This is a genomic window from Streptomyces sp. NBC_00154 (genome assembly GCF_026342835.1).
Classification (GTDB): domain Bacteria; phylum Actinomycetota; class Actinomycetes; order Streptomycetales; family Streptomycetaceae; genus Streptomyces.
Genome location: NZ_JAPEMI010000002.1, coordinates 1,375,151 through 1,393,101, shown reverse-complemented (window position 1 = coordinate 1,393,101; position 17,951 = coordinate 1,375,151). Strand labels below are relative to the sequence as shown.

The following is a 17,951-nucleotide window of genomic DNA, read 5'->3' as shown; positions in this document are numbered from 1 at the left end:
CCTAGTCCCTTTCCCGGCGCTGGACCAGCCGCCAGTTGATGATGGAGAAGACGACCACGATCAGGAAGATCGCCCAGGCGATGGCCGCCCCGTAGCCGAAGTCGTTGTTGTCGAAGGTCTGTTGGAAGAAGTAGAGGACCACCGTCTGGCCGGCGTGCTCGGGGCCGCCGGAGAACGTCGAGCCGCCGTTGTTGGCGCCGAGCAGCACCTGCGACTCGGAGAAGGACTGCAGACCGGTGATCGTGGACACCACCACGGTGAACAGGATGACCGGGCGCATCATCGGCACGGTGATCTTGAAGAAGGTCTTGACCGGACCGGCTCCGTCGACCTTCGCGGCCTCGTACAGCTCGCTGGGGATGGTCTGCAGACCGGCGAGATAGATGATCGCGTTGTAGCCGGTCCACTGCCAGGTCATCAGCGCGGCGACGGCGACCTTGATGCCCCACGGCTCGTTCAGCCAGGCGACCTCGCTGACCCCGATGGCCTTGAGCACGGCGTTCACCATGCCGAAGCTGGTGGAGAAGATGGAGCCGAAGATGATCGCGACGGCGACCACCGAGGTGACCGACGGCACGAAGTAGGCGAACCGGTAGACGCGCTTCAGCCGCACCGCGGAGTTCAGCATCACGGCACTGATCAGGGCGATGACGAGCATCGGGAAGGTGCCCATGGCCCAGATCACGAGTGTGTTGCCCAGCGCGTCCCAGAACTGGGTGTCGGTGAGCAGATAGCGGAACTGCGACAGCCCCGCGTACTCCATGTTGCCCAGGCCGTCCCAGCGTTGGAAGGCGAGGAAGAGCGAGAAGCCGGCCGGGATCAGGCCGAAGCAGAGAAAGAGGAGATAGAACGGCGAGATCGCGGCGTACAGCCGCCAGTGGCGACGGATGCCACCCTCCGGACGGGCCTTGACAGCGACGGCCGGTGGGGGCGCGTCCATGGCCGCTGCGGCCGGTGCGGTCTTCAGATCGGCCATGACTCAGCTCACCCCCAGGTGGTCTGCGATACGTCGGCACTGGGCCATGGCGTCCCGCCAGGCCTTCTTGCGGTTCTTGCCGGAGATGTAGACGGAGGTCAGCTCGTCCCTGATGGGCTGGCTGAGGGCTACGTCGTACGGGCTGTTGTAGGAGACCGGGACCCGCTGGGCGGCCGGACCGAAGACGTCCATGGTGATCTGGCCGCCGAAGAACTCGTCCGGCGTGCGCAGGTCCGGCGACTCGAAGGAGGCCGGGGTGGAGGGGAAGAGGGAGGCTTCGAGGAAGCCGCGGGACTGGTTCTCGGGGCCGAGCAGCCAAGTAATGATCTGGAAGGCGAGCTCGGGATCACGGCAGTACCTGGTGATGCCGAGGAAGGAGCCGCCGTCGTTGGCCGGGCGCTCCGGCATCGCGGCGACCCGCCACTTCCCCTTGGACTTCGTCAGCTGCGACTTGAAGTCGCCGGCCACCCAGGAGGCGCCGATCTGGCTCGGCAGTTTGCCGTCCTCCAGCGCCGGGTTGATGTCCACGGTGCCGGACTTGAAGGGGGAGTCGATGCCCCGGTCCAGGCATTCCAGCGCGAGGTCCCAGGCGCGGGTGATGTGTTCCTGGTCACCGATGAAGTGCCGGTCCTTGTCGACATAGCGTTTCGTCGACTGACCCACGGCCATGCCGAAGATCGCCAGCGGGTCGCTCACCATGTAGGAGCCCTTGGCCTTCTTCACCAGCTGTTCACCGGCGGCGAAGTAGTCGTCCCAGGTGCCCATCTGCGCGGCCACGTCCTCGGGCTCGGTGGGCAGGCCCGCCTTCTCGAAGATGTCGGGGCGGTAGTAGTGGACGCAGGGGCCGGTGTCGATCGGGAAACCGATCTGGCGGCCGTCGTCGGCGGTGCCCTGGCTCCACTTCCAGTCCAGGTACTGGCTCTTCAGCTTGTCCGCGCCGAGGGTATTGAGGTCGATGAACTGGTCGGCGTTGGGCAGCAGGGAGGCTATGTCCTCGCCCTTCAGTCCGGTGATGTCGGGCGCATGAGCGCGGGCGGTGAGGGTCGTCAGCAGCTTCGAGCGGAAGTAGCCGCCGATCTGAGTGGCCTTGAGGTCGACCTGGGTGAAGCGCTTGACGGCGTCCTCCACCAGCTTGTCGCTCAGTCCACCGCCCCAGTACCAGAGCGTCATGTCGCTCCCGGTGGATCCGGCCGGGACCGAGCAGCCGGCGACCGTGCCGCCCAACAGGGCGGCCGAGGTGGTTGCCAGGCCCGCGCGAAGCAGTCCTCTGCGCGAGAGATGCACTGCTCCCACCGCCTTTCGGTTTCTCGTCGTTGAGGGTTCAGGAGGTGTTACGGAGGGGTCTTACGGAGGAAGGTCCTACAGGGGAGTGACCGGTGCCCTTGGTGGGGGCGGACCGGGGTCGGTGGGGATCCGGTCGGTGAGGAAGCCGAATTCGCGGCGCAGCGCCTCGGCGCCGGGATCGGCTGCGACACCGCGCCACCACTCGGCGACGCCGCCCCAGCCGGGCGCCGCCAGCGCCCCGCCGTGCAGGCGTACGGACAGCCCCGCCGCGAGCGCCGCGAAACGCAGCCGTTCAGCGAGCGGCCAGCCGGCCAGGGAGGCGGCGACAAAGCTCGCCCCGAAGACATCCCCGGCGCCGGTCGCATCCAGGACATCAACGTCAAGCGCGCCGGCCTCGGCGAACTCACCCGTGCTCTGGTCGACGGCGATCGCGCCGTCCCGCCCCCGGGTGACCACCGCGACCGGCACCAGGTCGGACAGCGCGTGCAGCGCCGCCGTCGGGGTGTCGGTGCGGGTGTACGCCATGGCCTCGCCCTCGTTGGGCAGGAACGCGTGGCACAGGGAGAGCCGGTCGAGCACGTCGGACGACCACTGCTGGGAGGGGTCCCAGCCGACGTCGGCGAAGATCTTGGTGCCCGAAGCGGCGGCCTTGGCGAGCCACTGCTGCGGCTCGGCGCCGATGTGCACCAGCGCGGAGCGGGCGGCCGGTGGGTCACGGATGAGCTCGTCCTGGCTGTACGGCGGCTCGTGGCCGTTGGTGACCAGCGCCCGGTCATCCCCCAACGCGAGGGAGACGGTGACGGGCGTGTGCCAGCCGGCCGGGGCCGTACGGGACAGGGAGAGGTCGATACCCTCCTGCCCGGCAAGCACCTCGCGGCAGTAGCGGCCGTAGAAGTCGTCACCGAACACGGTGGCCAGCGAGGTGCGCAGGCCGAAGCGGGCGGCGGCGACCGCGAGGTTCGCAATGCCGCCGGGACCGCTGCCCATCCCCCGGGTCCAGATCTCCTCGCCCGGCACGGGTGGCTGTCCGAGGCCGGTGAAGACCAGGTCGTAGAAGAGCAGACCGGTGAGCAGGAGGTCGGGCGCTTCATCGCCCGGTGTCACGTCGGAGGCTGGGAGCGGCTCGCTCACGAGCGCGTCCTCTCGTCAAGAGTGTGCAAGTTCGACCAGCCGATCGTGGGACAAGTGCGCAAACTTTTCAAGACTTCTTCAATATCAAGCATGGAATTGAATGAAATTGAAGGGTAGTGTGCACTGCATGCTGGCAGAGCGACGACATCAACTCATCCTGCGGGCACTGCGCTCCGGGGGGCCCGCCTCTGTGGCCGATCTCTCCTCCGAGCTGGACGTGAGCGCCGCCACGGTCCGCCGCGACCTGATCAGGCTGGAGGAGGACGGCCTTCTCACCCGCGTCCACGGGGGCGCGGTGGTGGAGGAGGGTGATCAGCCCTTCGCGGAGGTCGCCGAGGTCCGGGTCTCCGACAAGGACGTCCTGGCGGAGCGCGCCGCGGCAATGATCAAGGACGGCCAGACGGTGCTGCTGGACATCGGCACCACCGCCTACCGCCTGGCCCGGCAGCTGCACGGCCGCCGACTCACCGTGATCACAAGCAATCTGGTGGTGTACGAGGAGCTGGCCGAGGACACCGGCATCGAGCTGGTGCTCCCCGGCGGTGTGGTCCGCCGCGAGTACCGCTCGCTGGTGGGCTTCCTCACCGAGGACAGCCTGCGCCAACTGCACGCCGACTGGCTGTTCCTGGGAACGAGCGGCGTCCGACCCGGCGGACAGGTCATGGACACCACCGTGGTCGAGGTGCCGGTGAAGCGGGCCATGATGGCCGCCGCCGAGAAGGTGGTGCTGCTCGCCGACGCCGGGAAGTTCCCCGGCCAGGGGATGGCCAAGGTGTGCGGTCCGGCGGACCTCGACGTAGTAGTGACCAACGCGTCCGCGGACCCGGCGACCCTCGCCGCGCTCGCGGAGGCCGGCGTAGAGGTGATCAAAGTATGAAACTGACCATTCTGGGCGGCGGGGGATTCCGGGTGCCGCTCGTGTACGGTGCGCTGCTCGGCGACCGCGCGGAGGGCCGGGTCACCGGCGTGACCCTCTACGACCTCGACGCCGGCCGGCTCTCCGCGATCGCCCGGGTGCTGGCCGAGCAGGCCGCCGGTCACCCGGACGCCCCGGCGGTGACCGTCACCACGGATCTGGACGAGGCGCTGAGGGGCGCCGACTTCGTCTTCTCCGCGATCCGCGTCGGCGGTCTGGAGGGCCGGGCGGCGGACGAGCAGGTGGCGCTCGCCAAGGGCGTGCTCGGCCAGGAGACGGTCGGCGCCGGCGGCATCGCGTACGGGCTGCGCACGCTGCCGGTCGTGGACCACATCGCCCGGCGGGTGGCTGCGCTGGCCCCGGACGCCTGGTTCATCAACTTCACCAACCCGGCGGGCCTGGTCACCGAGGCCATGTCCCGGCATCTGGGCGACCGGGTGATCGGCATCTGCGACTCCCCGGTGGGCCTGGGCCGCCGGGTGGCCCGCGCGCTGGGCGCCACACGCCCGCAGGACGCCTGGATCGACTACGTCGGGCTGAACCATCTGGGCTGGCTGCGCGGCCTGCACATCGACGGCCGCGACCAGTTGCCGCGGCTGCTCGCGGACCGGGAGCTGTTGGGCAGCTTCGAGGAGGGCAAGCTCTTCGGCCCGGAGTGGATCCAGTCGCTGGGCGCCGTACCGAACGAGTATCTGCACTACTACTACTTCAACCGGGAAGCGGTGAAGGCGTACCGGGAGGCGCAGCAGACCCGCGGCGCCTTCCTGCGCGACCAGCAGGCCCGCTTCTACGACTGCATGCGTGACCCGGCCGCGCCCGCGCTGCGTACCTGGGACGACACCCGGGCCGAGCGCGAGGCGACCTATATGTCGGAGAACCGCGAGGCGGCCGGCGCCGGCGAGCGGGACGAGGCGTCGCTCAGTGAGTCCGGCGGCTACGAGAAGGTCGCCCTCGCCCTGATGCGGGCCATCGCCCGCGACGAGCGTGCCACTTTGATCCTCAACGTGCGCAACCGGACGGCCCTCCCCATCCTCGACGAGGACGCCGTCATCGAGGTCCCCTGCCTGGTCGACGGCAACGGCGCCCACCCGGTGACCGTCTCCCCGCTGCCGGGTCATGCCGCCGGGCTGGTCTGCGCGATCAAGGCCGTGGAGCGCGAGGTGCTGGCCGCGGCCGCCTCCGGCTCCCGGCCCGCCGCCATCAAGGCCTTCGCGCTGCACCCGCTCATCGACTCCGTGGAGGTGGCGCGGCGGCTGGTCGACGAGTACCGCGAGGTGCATCCGGGCCTCGCGTACCTGACGTAGCGCCGCGCCTCTCCATTGCCGCAAAGCTCCCTGAGAGCTGCCCAAGAACTTCTGAAAAGAGATCCCATGCACGACGAACGCCGCCGGATCGAGGAGCGCGTCGAACGCATCCTCGACCAGCGCATCAAGCCGGCCGTCTACTCCGCCTCCGTCCCGCTCACGGTCGAGGCCTGGCAGGCGCCCGGCGAGCCGGTGCCCTTCGCCGAGGCCGCGGATGCCGCGTACGAACCCTTCGCGATGGGCACGCCGTGGGGCCCGCCGTGGGGCACCACCTGGTTCCGGATGCGCGGCCGGGTGCCGGCCGAGTGGGCCGGCAAGCGTGTCGAGACGGTGATGGACCTGGGCTTCGTCGGCGACTGGCCGGGCAACCAGGCCGAGGCGCTGGTGCACGTGCCGGACGGCCGCCCGCTGAAGGCCGTCAACCCGCAGAACCAGTACGTGCCGATCGCCAACCCCGCCGTCGGCGGCGAGGAGATCGACTACCTGGTGGAGGCCGCCTCCAACCCGGACATCCTCGCCAACGACTTCATCGGCCCCACTCCGCTGGGCGACCGGCTCACCGCCGGTGACAAGCCGCTGTACACCTTCAAGCGCGCCGATCTCGCCGTACTGGACGAGGGCGTCTGGCATCTGTCACTGGACCTGCAGGTGCTGCGCGAGCTGATGCTGGAGCTCGAGGCGCACGACCCGCGCCGGCACGAGATCATGACGTGTCTGGACCGCGCCCTGGACGCGCTGGACCTGGACGACATCTCCGGCACCGCGGCCGACGCCCGCGCCGTGCTGAAGGAGGCCCTGGCCAAGCCCGCACACGCCAGTGCGCACCGGATGTCGGCCGTCGGGCATGCGCACATCGACTCGGCGTGGCTGTGGCCGATCCGTGAGACCAAGCGCAAGACCTCCCGCACCTTCTCCAACGTCACGGCGCTGGCCGAGGAGTACGACGAGTTCGTCTTCGCCTGCTCGCAGGCCCAGCAGTACGAGTGGGTGCGCGACAACTACCCGCACGTGTGGGCCCGTATCCAGCAGGCCGTGAAGAACGGGCAGTGGGCGCCGGTCGGCGGCATGTGGGTGGAGTCGGACGGCAACCTGCCGGGCGGTGAGGCCATCGCCCGCCAGCTGATCCACGGCAAGCGGTTCTTCATCGAGCACTTCGGCATCGAGACCAAGGGCGTGTGGCTGCCGGACTCCTTCGGCTACAACGCCGCCTACCCGCAGCTGGCAAAGCTCGCCGGCAACGAGTGGTTCCTCACCCAGAAGCTGTCGTGGAACCAGACCAACAAGCTGCCCCACCACTCGTTCTGGTGGGAGGGCGTGGACGGCACCCGGATCTTCACCCACTTCCCGCCGGTGGACACCTACAACGCCGAGTTCTCCGGCAAGGAGATGGCGCACGCGGTGCGCAACTACCAGGACAAGGGCGTCGGCACCCGCTCGCTGGCCCCGTTCGGGCACGGTGACGGCGGTGGCGGCCCCACCCGGGAGATGCTGGAGCGCGCCCGCCGGCTCGCCGACCTCGAGGGCTCGGCGAAGGTGACGGTCGAGCACCCGGACACCTTCTTCGCGGAGGCGGCGAAGGAGGTTCCCAAGGACCAGGTGTGGTCCGGTGAGCTGTATCTGGAGCTGCACCGCGCCACGTACACCTCGCAGGCGCGCACCAAGCAGGGCAACCGGCGCAGCGAGCACCTGATGCGCGAGGCGGAGCTGTGGGCGACGACGGCCGCGCTGCACGCGCCGGACTACCGCTATCCGCACGAGAAGCTGGACCGGCTGTGGAAGACGGTGCTGCTGCACCAGTTCCACGACATTCTGCCGGGCTCCTCGATCGCCTGGGTCCATCGCGAGGCGGAGGCGGAGTACGCGCGGGTCGCGGCCGAGGTGCAGGAGCTGACGACCGAGGCACTGGCGGCGCTTTCCGGTGGTGAAGGCCTTTCGGTGTTCAACACTGCTCCGCGCGACCGCGCCGAGGTCGTCACGGTGCCTGCGGGCACAGCGGCCGACGGCCAGCAGCTGGCCGACGGCTCGGTGGCCGTGTACACCGAGGTCCCGGCGAGCGGCATCGCACCGCTCGGCGCGTCGGGGGCCGCCCCGCAGCCGGTGACCGTCGACGGCCGGGTGCTGGACAACGGCCTGGTGCGGGTGGAAGTCGCCGCGAACGGCACCATCGCCTCCGTCCGCGACCTGGTGGCCGGCCGTGAGGTGCTGGCGCCGGACGCTGCCGGCAATCTGCTGCGCCTGCACAGCGACCTGCCCAACTACTGGGACGCCTGGGACATCGACAAGCACTACCGGAACCGCTACACGGACCTCACCGAGGCCGAGTCGGTCACTGTGTCGGAGGAGGGTCCGCTGCTCGGCGCGCTGCGGGTGGAGCGCTCCTTCGGCAAGGGCTCACGGATCATCCAGAGGATCGTGGTACGTGCGGGCAGCCGCCGGATCGATATCGAGACGGAGATCGACTGGCACGAGGCGGAGAAGATGCTCAAGGCCGCCTTCCCGGTCGACGTCCGGGCCGACCACTCCCGCGCCGAGATCCAGTTCGGCCATGTGCAGCGCCCCACGCACACCAACACCAGCTGGGAGGCCGCCCGGTTCGAGGTCTACGGCCACCGTTGGGTGCACATCGGGGAGCCGGGGTACGGCGTCGCGGTCATCAACGACTCGACGTACGGACACGATGTCTCCCGCACCACGCGGGAGACGGACGGCGGTACGACGACGACGGTCCGTCTCAGCCTGGTGCGAGCCCCGCGCGTCCCGGACCCGGGGGCGGACCAGGGCAAGCACCGCTTCACCTACGCGCTGTTGCCGGGCGCGACGGTCGAGGACGCCGTCGCCGAGGGGTACGCACTGAACCTGCCGCTGCGGGTCGGCGCCGCGGCCTCGGCCACCCCGGTGGTCACCAGCGACAACCCGGCCGTCACCGTCGAGGCGGTCAAGCTGGCCGACGACGGATCGGGCGATGTGGTGGTGCGGCTCTACGAGTCGCTGGGCGGCCGGGCGCAAGCGGTTCTGCGCCCGGGCTTCCCGCTGGGCAAAGTGCAGGTCACGGACCTGCTGGAGCGCCGGCTCGCGGGGCAGCCGGCAGAGGTATCAGCGGCCGGTGAGGGGGAGGTGGCCGTGACACTACGGCCGTTCCAGATCCTCACCGTGCGGCTGACGCCCGCGGGCTGATGGTACGGGGCCCTGCCCGGTCTTCCCCATGGGCCGGGCGGGACCCTTGTGCCGGTTGCTTCCGGCGGCGCGCGCTGCGCCGCGCTCCCCAGCGGTTCCGCCTGTCGCGGGCGGCGGCGCGAACCGGAGCGGAGCGAGCGGCCCCGCAGGTCCCGTTGTCAGGTGCCGGGCCGAGCCGCCGCACAACCGCACGCGTCAGGCGCCGCCGTCAGCAAGGGTCGCGGCACCACAGCATCGGCCTGCTCGTCGCAGAAGGCCGCCCCTCGCGAGCACAGGACCGGGCCACCACATCCGGTGGAGGAGTGGGCCCAGTCGAATCGCCACGGCTCAGCGCACCCGCCCTCGCGGTTTCAGCGCCACCGGCGGAAGGTCGGGGGCGGCCAGCCGGCCGCCGTCGTAGCCCTTCACCTCACCGAAGCGGGACCCTTCGATCCAGCTCCTCCGGGCCTCTTCGATTTCCTCATGGGAACGCCCAATGAAGTTCAACCACATGACGATCTCCTCCTCGAACGGCTCGCCGCCCAGGAGCATCAACCCGGCGTCGAAAGCGGCGCGCAGGGGGAGTTCGGTGCGGCCGCAGCCGAGGTAGAACATCGATCCGCGCTCCAGCGGCACGCCGTCGACCTCCGCCTCGCCGGAAGCGTCGGGCGTTTCGTGAGGGGATCCGGGTCCAGGCCGGTCGGCGGTTCGCGGCGGGTGAGAAGACCGCGGTGATCGCGAAGGATCTGCGGGTGAGTGTGCGGTCGGTGGAACGCTGGCGCCGCGCCTGGCGCGAGGTCGGGATGGAGGCCCTGCGCTCGGCCCGACCGGCGAACTCCCCGGCTGTCACCGATGCCCAGTTCGCCGTGCTGGAAGAGGAATTGGGCAAGGGTCCGGCCCCGCACGGCTTCGGGGACGAGCGGTGGACCCTGGCCAGGGTCCAGACGGTGATCCGCCGCCAGCTCCGGCTGAGTCTGTCGGTGGCGACGGTATGGCGGCTGCTGAAACGGCACGGCTGGTCCTGGCAGGCACCCGCCCGCAGAGCACTCGAGCGCGACGATCACGCCATCGAGCTGTGGAAGAAGGAGGTGTGGCCGCGGGTAAAAGGATCGCGGCGGCGTGGGGGGGTGCCCCTATCTCTTTGGTCAAGGTCGTGGGTCAGGATTGCGGCATGACGACCTGGTTCCGCACCTACTACGAGGACGAAGATCTGTGGCTGTATTTCGAGGCCGATGACGAGGGCTGGGCCGCGCGGCAGGTTGAGGTCCGGGGGCAGGACTCGCGTCCGGTGACGGCGGCCTCGTTGGAAGAGGTGCTGCACTTGCGTGATCATGCCGATCTCGCGGCGATGTTCCGCTATGAACGGCAGTACGGCGTTCTCGCCGAAGGTCCCATGGACGGCTGGCAGGACCAGCCGCAGGCGGCCGAGATCTCCGCAGAGGAGTTCGAGCGGCTGTGGGCTGAAGCACGGCGGGCTCTCGGCGATTCAGCCTGACTTGGCGGGTTGAGGTTCGTAGAAGGTTCCGTCGCGGAGCATCGCGAAGAGGACGTCTGCCCGTCGTCTGGCGAGGCAGAGCAGGGCCTGGGTGTGGTGCTTGCCCTGGGCGATCTTCTTGTCGTAGTAGGCCCGCGATGCGGGGTCGCCCAGGGCTGCGAACGCGGAGAGGAAGAAGGCCCTCTTGAGCTGCTTGTTTCCTCTCCTGGAGGGCTGTTCGCCGCGGATTGAAGACCCGGAACTGCGGGTTGCCGGAGCGAGACCGGCGTAGGCGGCGAGGTGGCCCGCGGTCGGGAACGTGCTGCCGTCACCGACCTCGATCAGGATGCGGGCTCCGGTCCTGACGCCGATTCCCGGCATGGACGTCAGGACCTTCGAAAGAGGGTGAGCCTCCAGGAGTTCCTCGATCCGCCCGGCCAGCAGTTTCCGCTGGTCAAGCACGGCGGTCAGGGATCCGGCCAGGCTCGGGACGATCAGCGCGGCCGCCTCGGTGCCCGGAACGGTGACGGTCTGCTCGTCCAGGGCGGCGAAGATCTCCTCGACCAGCCGCTCGGCCATCCGCGGTGCCTTCGGGCGTAAGAGCGTGACAAGGCGGCGTCGGCCGGCCTTGCGGATCTGGGCTGGTGAACCGAACCGCTCCAGCAGGGCCAGGACAGCCGGGTGTTGCAATCGCGGCCCCAGTACTCGCTCCAGCGAGGGATGGATCTGGGTAAGCAGGCCGTGCAGCCGGTTCGCGACCCTGGTGGCCTCGCCGGCCAGGTCGTCGTCGAACCCGACGATCATCTCCAGCTCGGCGATCGTCTCGTCCTCGCCGTCGATCGCCCGCAGCGTGTGAGGCATCGCGCGGGAGGCGTCCGCGATGATGAACGCGTCCTTCGCATCCGTCTTGGCCTCGCCCGGGTAGAGGTCGGCGATCCGCCGCATCGTCAGCCCCGGAAGGTAGGCCACGGGGCAGCCCATGTCCCTCGCAACCGCCAGCGGGAGGGCACCGATCGAGGCCGGCTGGTCGACCACGACCAGCACCGTTCCGTGCTTGGCCTGGAGTTTCGCGAAGAGCTCGCGGAGCTTGGGCTCGGTATTGGGCAGTCGCTTGTCGAAGGCCTTCTTCCCGGCCGGGGTGACGGCGGTGGCGTGGTGTTCGCCCTTGCCCACGTCCAGGCCGAGGAAGACGTCGATGTCACTCGTGTCGATCACGTGCGAGCCCCTCCGCTCACGCTTTCGTCCGACCTTGCCTCGGCACCGAGCTGCCACACCCACGTTACGGAGAGCTCTTCCGGCTCGGGTGGAGCCGGTGCTCAAGCCCCTCATCAGCGGTCCGTCGATGCCTCCGGGCCCGGTGACACCACCCCCCGGATCATCAACCGCAACAAGGGGGGGTGCCCCTATGGGTTTGGTCAAGGTGATGGGGCGGGTTGGGGTTCGTAGAAGGTGCCGTCGCGGAGCATCGCGAAGAGGACGTCTGCTCGTCGGCGGGCGAGGCAGAGGAGTGCTTGGGTGTGGTGCTTGCCCTGGCTGATCTTCTTGTCGTAGTAGGCCCTCGATCGTGGGTCGGCGAGGGCGGCGAACGCGGAGAGGAAGAAGGCTCGTTTGAGCTGCTTGTTTCCTCTTCGGGAAGGTTGTTCGCCGCGGATCGACGACCCCGAACTACGGGTCGTCGGGGCGAGGCCGGCGTAAGCGGCGAGGTGGGCGGCGGACGGGAACGAACTGCCGTCGCCGACGTCGATGAGGATCCTGGCTCCGGTCCTGACGCCGATCCCGGGCATGGACGTCAGGACCTTGGAAAGAGGGTGGGACTCCAGCAGTTCCTCGATCCGGGCGGCCAGGAGCTTTCGCTGGTCAAGCACTGCGGTCAGCGAGCCGGCGAGGCTCGGGACAATCAACGTGGCCGCGTCCGTGCCCGGGACGACGACGGACTGCTCGTCCAGGGCGGCGAAGATCTCCTCGACCAGTCGCTCGGCCATTCTCGGGGCCTTCGGACGTATCAAGGTCACGAGCCGTCGTCTGCCGGCCTTGCGGATCTGGGCCGGGGATCCGAACCGTTCCAGCAGCATCAGGACGGCCGGGTGCTGGATCCGCGGACCGAGAACCCGCTCCAGATGCGGGTGGATCTGCGTCATCAGCCCCCGCAGACGATTGGAGACTCTCGTCGCCTCGCCGGCCAGGTCGTCGTCGAACCCCACGACCATCTCCAGCTCGGCGATGGTCTCGTCCTCGAGATCGACCGAGCGAAGTGTGTGAGGCATGACGCGGGCCGCGTCCGCGATGACGAACGCGTCGCGGGCGTCGGTCTTTGCCTCGCCCGGATAGAGGTCCGCGATCCGCCGCATCGTCAGGCCAGGCAGATAGGCGACCGGGCAGTCCATGTCTCGGGCCACCGCCAGCGGCAAAGCACCGATCGAGGCCGGCTGATCGACCACTACCAGCACGGTCCCGTGCTTGGCCTTCAGCTTGCCGAACACCTCGCGGAGCTTCGGCTCGCTGTTGGGCAGCCGCTTGTCGAAGGCTTTCTTCCCGGCCGGCGTGACGGCGGTGGCGTGGTGTTCGCCTTTGCCCACGTCCAGACCGAGGAAGGCACCGATGTCGCTGACGTCGATCACGCGCTTCCTCCGGTCGTCCTCACCCGGCCGTCCCACGGCACCGATCGCCACATCCACATTACGAAGAGCCTCCCGACCTGCGAAAAGGCCAGTGGTCATGCCCCTAATCAGCGGTCTGTCGATGCCTCCGGAGCCGGTGACACCACCCCCCAAGACATGCGATCGACAGGGGGAGAAAGTCATGCCAACTCCGGAGGCCGGGCGCCCCATTGCGGGGCCACCAAAACGGTAATGGGGGGAAGTCATGCCGGACCCGAAGGCCGGAGGCCCCATTGCGGAGCCACAAAAACGGTAACGGGGGGGCTGGATCGTCTTCGAGGACGAGGCCGGATTCTCCATGACGCCGCCCCGCGCCCACACCTGGGGCCGGCGCGGACACACCCCCGTCATCCGGGTCCGCGGCAGATCCCGCCGACGAACTTCGGTGGCAGCCCTGTGCTGTTACAAACCCGGCGAGGCAAGCCGGCTGATCTATCTGCCCCACGATCACCTGCTGCTGAAGGGTGCACGCAAGAGCTTCTCCTGGAAGGACTAACGGATGCCTCACCGCCACCAGCCTGCCCCTCACCCAACCGAACCCACCCTGAAAAAAACCTCAGTAGACGACTGCTGATCATCGATGGGCAGACCGTACGTGGGGCCACTGACACCGGACGATGCCAGAGCTCTGTGCGCCTACGGGCCAGCTATGACACTCCGCCATCCCACCCAGCACACCAACGACTTTCAAAACACGCCCTCGCATGCCAACCGCCGGATCCGGATCCTGGGCGTGACCGCTCACTCGTGCGCGGCCGGGTGGTCCAGGCCTTGAGTAAGGGGTGAGTGCGCCGGACCGGCGGATGCCTCGGCGCATCCGCTGGGGCACTTTGGCCATATTCGTGCCCTATCATCCGGGTAAGGTCGGTGGTGGCGGATCCCAGAGTCCGGAGCACCAACGGATACCGTCCGCCGACAGCCGGACGTCCGTGGTCGCGCCGAGGGGCACGAGCGGCATACGGGCGCAGACCGTGCCGAGGCCGCGGCGACCGCGGTCGGCACCCCCCTTCAGCGCAGGAGGACGGCCATGCCCAGACACACGACGCGCCTGCGGCAACTGCTCAACGACCGGAGAATCCTGGTGGCTCCGGGAGCCTATGACGGAACCGGGGCCCGGCTGGTGGAGCGGCTCGGCTTCCAGGCGTTCTACCTCAGCGGATTCGAGACGGCTGCCAGCATCCTGGGGCAGCCCGACGTGGGATATCTGTCGCACACACAGATGGTGGAACGAGTCACGGCCATGGCCGATGTGGTCGACCTGCCGCTGATCGCCGACGCCGACACCGGCTTCGGTAACCCGCTCAACGTCCGCCGCGCGGTCATCGCCTACGAACGGGCCGGCGCCGCGGCGATGCACATCGAGGACCAGACCTTCCCGAAGCGGTGCGGGCACATGTTGGGTCGCGAGGTCGTCCCCGTCCACGAGATGGTTCAGAAGATCAAGGCAGCGGTCGACGCGCGGCAGGACCCCGACTTCGTCATCATTGCCCGCACCGACGCGCGGACGGCACACGGGCTCGACGAGGCGATCGACCGGGGCGCCGCCTACCACGAGGCCGGCGCCGACATGCTGTTCATCGAATCCCCCGAGAGCGAGGAGGAGATGCGGCGGATCTGCGAGGCGTTCCGCGGCACCGTCCCCCTTCTCAGCAACCAGGTCGAAGGCGGCCGGACGCCGACTCCCGGTGTCGGCGTCCTCCAGGACATGGGATACGCCCTCGCGATTTTCCCAGTGGGGACGGCATTCGCGGCTGCCAAGGGAATGCGGGACTACCTCGAGGTGCTCGCGACGGCAGGCGACACGCGGGGCGCACTCGGGAATCTGATCCAGTTCGAGGAGTTCACCGCGCTGATCGGTCTTGGCGAGCACACCGAACTCGAGCGGCGCTACCAGACCGAACAGTAGGACCGTGTCCCGCATGGTGGTTGGTCATTGAGAAGTGCATGGGGAGCGTCGGGTGGGGCTGGATCGTTCCGGACGGGCTGGGGGAGATCGCCGCTCCGACGGTGCGTCGCGTGACAATCGGTGACCGACCACAGAAGTTGAGCCGGAGCCCGTTCTCATGGACGTGACCACAGGCGGAAGGCCAGGGGCGAGCCGTGCTGCCCGGATCGCTGCACTGCAGCCGAACGCGTCCTCACACCGACCATGCACGACGGGCCCGAGGGTGTCGCTCTATCCGGAACCCGTCTACCGGTGGCTTTGTTTGTGAGTAACGAGAGCGCCTGTTGCTCAGCGCCGAGAACGCCCTCTTCCACAGGAGAGTGATGTCGATGGGTTGCAAGAGCGCCTGGGTGCTTGCTTCAGAACCATGGTTGCGCTCTGCACGACGAGGGGCATGGGTGCTGCCCAAGTCCAAGAGCTGGAGCGGTTCTTCTCCCTCGACGACGTGGACCGGCTTCCACCACTGGCACTGCTCCGGCAACGCGGGCCCCGGATATGGACTCTGGGGCACGGTCCGACTATGCGACGATCACGGCAGGAACCGAGAGATCTGGGGGGTACATGGGCAAGATGCACGTGGACGAAGCGGACACCGACGCCGACCTGGTCCGGCGGCTGCTGCGCGCTCAGTTCCCCCAGTGGGCGGACCTGCCGATCACCCGGCTCGCCTCCGGAGGCACGGTCAACGCGATCTACCGGCTCGGCGAGGACCTGACAGTCCGGCTGCCACTGCGCCCCGGCGGCGCCGAGGCCATCGCGATGGAGGCACGGCTCCTCCCCCGGCTGGCGCCGCTGCTGCCGCTGCCGATCCCGGACGTGGTGGCGACCGGTGCCCCGGGTGAGGGGTACCCCCTGGTCTGGGCGGTGCACCGGTGGATCGAAGGCCGCAACCCGGTCGAGGGGGAACTCGCAGAGCCCGAGCGCGCGGCCCGTGACCTAGCGGAGTTCGCGGTCGCCATCCGCAAGATCGATCTCCCCGGCGGTCCGGCCGCGCACCGGGGCGAGCCGCTGATCGCCGAAGATCAGGCGATGCGGGCGGCGATCGAGGCGCTGCGCCGCACCGACGAGCCCTTCGACGCCGAAGAGATCACCGCGGCCTGGGAGGAGGCGCTCGCGGCACCGCTGTGGACGGGCTCTGCCTGCTGGACGCACTCCGACCTCATGCCGAGCAATCTGCTGTTTGCCGGCGACCACGTCTCGGCGATCATCGACTTCGGCACCGTGGGAATGGGTGAACCTGCCACCGACCTCATCCCGGCCTGGAACCTGCTGCCTGCCTCGGCGCGACGGGTGTACCGCGAGGCGGTGGATGTGGACGACGCGACCTGGGCCCGCAGCCGGGGCTGGGCGCTGTCCATGGCGGTCATCCAACTCCCGTACTACCGGGCGACCAATCCGATCATTTCAGCCAACGCCCGGCACGTCATCCGAGAGATTCTCGGGACCTCCGCATAGGGGAGGTCAGGGACGACGCACCGTTCCTAGCCAGTGCACATAAGTGAGTCCTGGACCCACTGCTGCGTGCTGGGCGCATCCCGAACGGTTTTGGATGCACTGGGTTCCCGCTTTCGCTTCCCGCTCGGCGACGGCCCTCTGGAGGGCCGGTCCGTTGTGTGTGGGCGGGTTCCCTCACGTCCCCGGTCACCTGGTCCGGCCTGGGCGGTCCGATGCCCCGCACGATCACTCCGGTCGTGTGGGGGCGGTGCCGTCCGACGCCGGACCGGGTGCCCGAGGGCGCGTCTCCCGATCGCGATGCCCGCGGCATCGTGACGGGACATGATGCGGTGTGGGGTGGCCAGCGGTTTCTGCCAGTGCTGGGCACCCCACACGCTGGTATAGGCCGGGTCGACCGCGACAATCGCAAGACCCTGTTCGGCGGCCATCGAGACCAGCCGGGCCTTGAGTTTCCCGGTCGGGATATGACGCCTCCCACCGTTCCCGCCACTGGGCCTCGGTGAGCTCGGCCTGGGCGAGGCGGTGGCGGGTGTTGAGGAGACGCTTGCCGCCTCGTACCACCCGGACCCGTCCGGCCTGCCAGTCGGCGACGGCCGCCGTGTGCCGCGCCGTAAGTGTTGCGAGACGCCGGGACTTGCGAAACCACTCGCTCTTCGACCGGTAACCACCCGCCGTACGCCTGGTGCCCTTCTCCCCGATCGGGAGGGACAGCCGGTGCCGCAACGTCCTGATCCCGGCATCCAGGTTCCGGATATACGCCGCCTGGCAACGTCGCGCCAGCGCCCACTGATCATGGGTGGCCTTCGTGATCGCACCCGCGATCCGCGACGACGACAGCGCCGTCAGCTCCCGCTTACGCGCCGCCCAGGTGTCCGCACCGTGCTCGAGACCATCCGCACAGCGGGCCTTGAGATCACCGGACGCCAGCGCACCCTGATGCGCACCGACCGCACGCAACACCCTCTCGTCCTGGGCGGTCAGGTGCTTGAAGCGGTTCCGGATTGCCACCCCGCACGGCCCAGGCACCACGAACGAGGCCGCCAGCTCCCGCACACCACCCACCACATCACCCCCTCAAGGCCGCACCCCTGCCACCCAGCCCAACGAGCAACAGCCACCAAGGTCACCCATTCGGCCCTAGAACCCCCGTTCCCACCCCAACCAACCGACCCGCAGGACTCACTCCCGCTCACCATCACTCACTTCAATGCAGTAAACCGACAGCAGCTCGCAACCCCGGCACCTCTGCCGGGGTCCACCGCTGTCCAGGCCAATCCTTTACCGCCAACGGCAGTTCCCTCGTTTCCCATGGCCGGGGGCAGGGTCGAGGTCGATCCGGGCAGCGCCTGCGCGCGGGTCGACCGGATGCCGCGCGGCGAGCCTCGGCGCAGCTCCCCGAAGTAGGCGTCGGCGTCGGCCGGCTCCACGTCCCAGAGTGGTCGACCGAATCAGGCCCCCACCTGACCGATCAAGATGGCCACCGCCCCTTCGGATTGCGCCGTCCGCCAGACCCGCAGAGGCCCGCGCGAGGACGAACCCGGCCAGCACATCGGTCTCGAACTGCTGCGGCGCCTGCGCCGAGACCGGATCACGGAACACGTGCAGGGCGGGTACGACAGCCAACGCCGATCCGAGCTCCTCACCTTCATCCCGCCC

At 69.0% G+C, this 17,951-nt stretch carries 12 protein-coding genes and 3 pseudogenes; 8 read left to right on the top strand and 7 right to left on the bottom strand.

Going from position 1 to position 17,951, the window contains the following annotated elements; all coding sequences use genetic code 11:
- Position 1: 1 nt before the first annotated feature.
- The 3 genes from OHA03_RS42960 to OHA03_RS42950 all read right to left on the bottom strand — a co-directional run bounded on the left by OHA03_RS42960 (position 2) and on the right by OHA03_RS42950 (position 3,391).
- Positions 2–940: a carbohydrate ABC transporter permease gene (locus tag OHA03_RS42960; RefSeq protein WP_267009669.1), complete on the bottom strand. Its 939-nt coding sequence runs from the start codon at positions 938–940 to the stop codon at positions 2–4.
- Between the two features lie 39 nt (positions 941–979).
- Positions 980–2,260: an ABC transporter substrate-binding protein gene (locus OHA03_RS42955; protein ID WP_267009668.1), complete on the bottom strand. Its 1,281-nt coding sequence runs from the start codon at positions 2,258–2,260 to the stop codon at positions 980–982.
- A 75-nt stretch (positions 2,261–2,335) separates the two neighbouring features.
- Entirely contained in the window at positions 2,336–3,391 is a 1,056-nt protein-coding gene (locus tag OHA03_RS42950) for a carbohydrate kinase family protein (protein WP_267009345.1), read from the bottom strand.
- Positions 3,392–3,518: 127 nt separating this feature from the next.
- Between OHA03_RS42950 and OHA03_RS42945 the strand changes: the two genes are divergently transcribed.
- The 3 genes from OHA03_RS42945 to OHA03_RS42935 all read left to right on the top strand — a co-directional run bounded on the left by OHA03_RS42945 (position 3,519) and on the right by OHA03_RS42935 (position 8,785).
- Entirely contained in the window at positions 3,519–4,268 is a 750-nt protein-coding gene (locus OHA03_RS42945; RefSeq protein ID WP_267009344.1) for a DeoR/GlpR family DNA-binding transcription regulator, read from the top strand.
- Positions 4,265–5,611: a 6-phospho-beta-glucosidase gene (locus tag OHA03_RS42940; RefSeq protein WP_267009343.1), complete on the top strand. Its 1,347-nt coding sequence runs from the start codon at positions 4,265–4,267 to the stop codon at positions 5,609–5,611. Before OHA03_RS42945 ends, OHA03_RS42940 begins: the two co-directional genes overlap by 4 nt.
- A gap of 66 nt (positions 5,612–5,677) precedes the next feature.
- Positions 5,678–8,785: a glycoside hydrolase family 38 C-terminal domain-containing protein gene (locus tag OHA03_RS42935; RefSeq protein ID WP_267009342.1), complete on the top strand. Its 3,108-nt coding sequence runs from the start codon at positions 5,678–5,680 to the stop codon at positions 8,783–8,785.
- 327 nt (positions 8,786–9,112) lie between these two features.
- On the opposite strand, the pseudogene OHA03_RS42930 reads toward OHA03_RS42935, so the two are convergent.
- Positions 9,113–9,424 (bottom strand): annotated as a pseudogene (locus OHA03_RS42930) (pirin-like C-terminal cupin domain-containing protein); the annotation flags it as partial.
- On the opposite strand from OHA03_RS42930, the gene OHA03_RS42925 reads away from it, so the two are divergent.
- Entirely contained in the window at positions 9,382–9,939 is a 558-nt protein-coding gene (locus OHA03_RS42925; protein WP_323181408.1) for a winged helix-turn-helix domain-containing protein, read from the top strand. The pseudogene OHA03_RS42930 and the gene OHA03_RS42925 sit on opposite strands and share 43 nt — an antisense overlap.
- Positions 9,936–10,259 (top strand): hypothetical protein, encoded by a 324-nt coding sequence (locus OHA03_RS42920; RefSeq protein WP_267009341.1) that lies wholly within the window; start codon positions 9,936–9,938, stop codon positions 10,257–10,259. Before OHA03_RS42925 ends, OHA03_RS42920 begins: the two co-directional genes overlap by 4 nt.
- Here the strand turns inward: OHA03_RS42920 and OHA03_RS42915 are convergent.
- Both OHA03_RS42915 and OHA03_RS42910 read right to left on the bottom strand, forming a co-directional pair.
- The gene (locus OHA03_RS42915; protein WP_267009340.1) at positions 10,251–11,453 is read right to left on the bottom strand and encodes an IS110 family transposase; all 1,203 of its coding nucleotides are present in this window, start codon (positions 11,451–11,453) and stop codon (positions 10,251–10,253) included. The genes OHA03_RS42920 and OHA03_RS42915 overlap by 9 nt on opposite strands.
- Before the next feature lie 200 nt (positions 11,454–11,653).
- A complete protein-coding gene (locus OHA03_RS42910; protein ID WP_267009339.1) occupies positions 11,654–12,856 on the bottom strand; it encodes an IS110 family transposase in 1,203 nt (400 codons plus the stop codon).
- Positions 12,857–13,193: 337 nt separating this feature from the next.
- Between OHA03_RS42910 and OHA03_RS42905 the strand changes: the two are divergent.
- The 3 genes and pseudogenes from OHA03_RS42905 to OHA03_RS42895 form a co-directional block, all read left to right on the top strand.
- Positions 13,194–13,388, top strand: a pseudogene (locus OHA03_RS42905) (DDE endonuclease); the annotation flags it as partial.
- Between the two features lie 534 nt (positions 13,389–13,922).
- Positions 13,923–14,801: an oxaloacetate decarboxylase gene (locus OHA03_RS42900; protein WP_267009338.1), complete on the top strand. Its 879-nt coding sequence runs from the start codon at positions 13,923–13,925 to the stop codon at positions 14,799–14,801.
- 609 nt (positions 14,802–15,410) lie between these two features.
- On the top strand, positions 15,411–16,295 hold the full coding sequence (locus OHA03_RS42895; protein ID WP_267009666.1) for an aminoglycoside phosphotransferase family protein: 885 nt from the start codon (positions 15,411–15,413) through the stop codon (positions 16,293–16,295).
- A gap of 26 nt (positions 16,296–16,321) precedes the next feature.
- Here OHA03_RS42895 and OHA03_RS42890 read toward each other — a convergent pair.
- A pseudogene (locus OHA03_RS42890) lies at positions 16,322–17,357 on the bottom strand (hypothetical protein).
- Positions 17,358–17,951 lie beyond the last annotated feature (594 nt).

What these genes read in the sequence shown, in the direction of transcription:
- OHA03_RS42960 (WP_267009669.1), bottom strand. Translation starts at nt 940, where the DNA reads ATGGACGCGCCCCCACCGGCCGTCGCTGTCAAGGCCCGTCCGGAGGGT.
- OHA03_RS42920 (WP_267009341.1), top strand. Translation starts at nt 9,936, where the DNA reads ATGACGACCTGGTTCCGCACCTACTACGAGGACGAAGATCTGTGGCTG.
- OHA03_RS42945 (WP_267009344.1), top strand. Translation starts at nt 3,519, where the DNA reads ATGCTGGCAGAGCGACGACATCAACTCATCCTGCGGGCACTGCGCTCC.
- OHA03_RS42895 (WP_267009666.1), top strand. Translation starts at nt 15,411, where the DNA reads ATGCACGTGGACGAAGCGGACACCGACGCCGACCTGGTCCGGCGGCTG.
- OHA03_RS42935 (WP_267009342.1), top strand. Translation starts at nt 5,678, where the DNA reads ATGCACGACGAACGCCGCCGGATCGAGGAGCGCGTCGAACGCATCCTC.
- OHA03_RS42900 (WP_267009338.1), top strand. Translation starts at nt 13,923, where the DNA reads ATGCCCAGACACACGACGCGCCTGCGGCAACTGCTCAACGACCGGAGA.
- OHA03_RS42940 (WP_267009343.1), top strand. Translation starts at nt 4,265, where the DNA reads ATGAAACTGACCATTCTGGGCGGCGGGGGATTCCGGGTGCCGCTCGTG.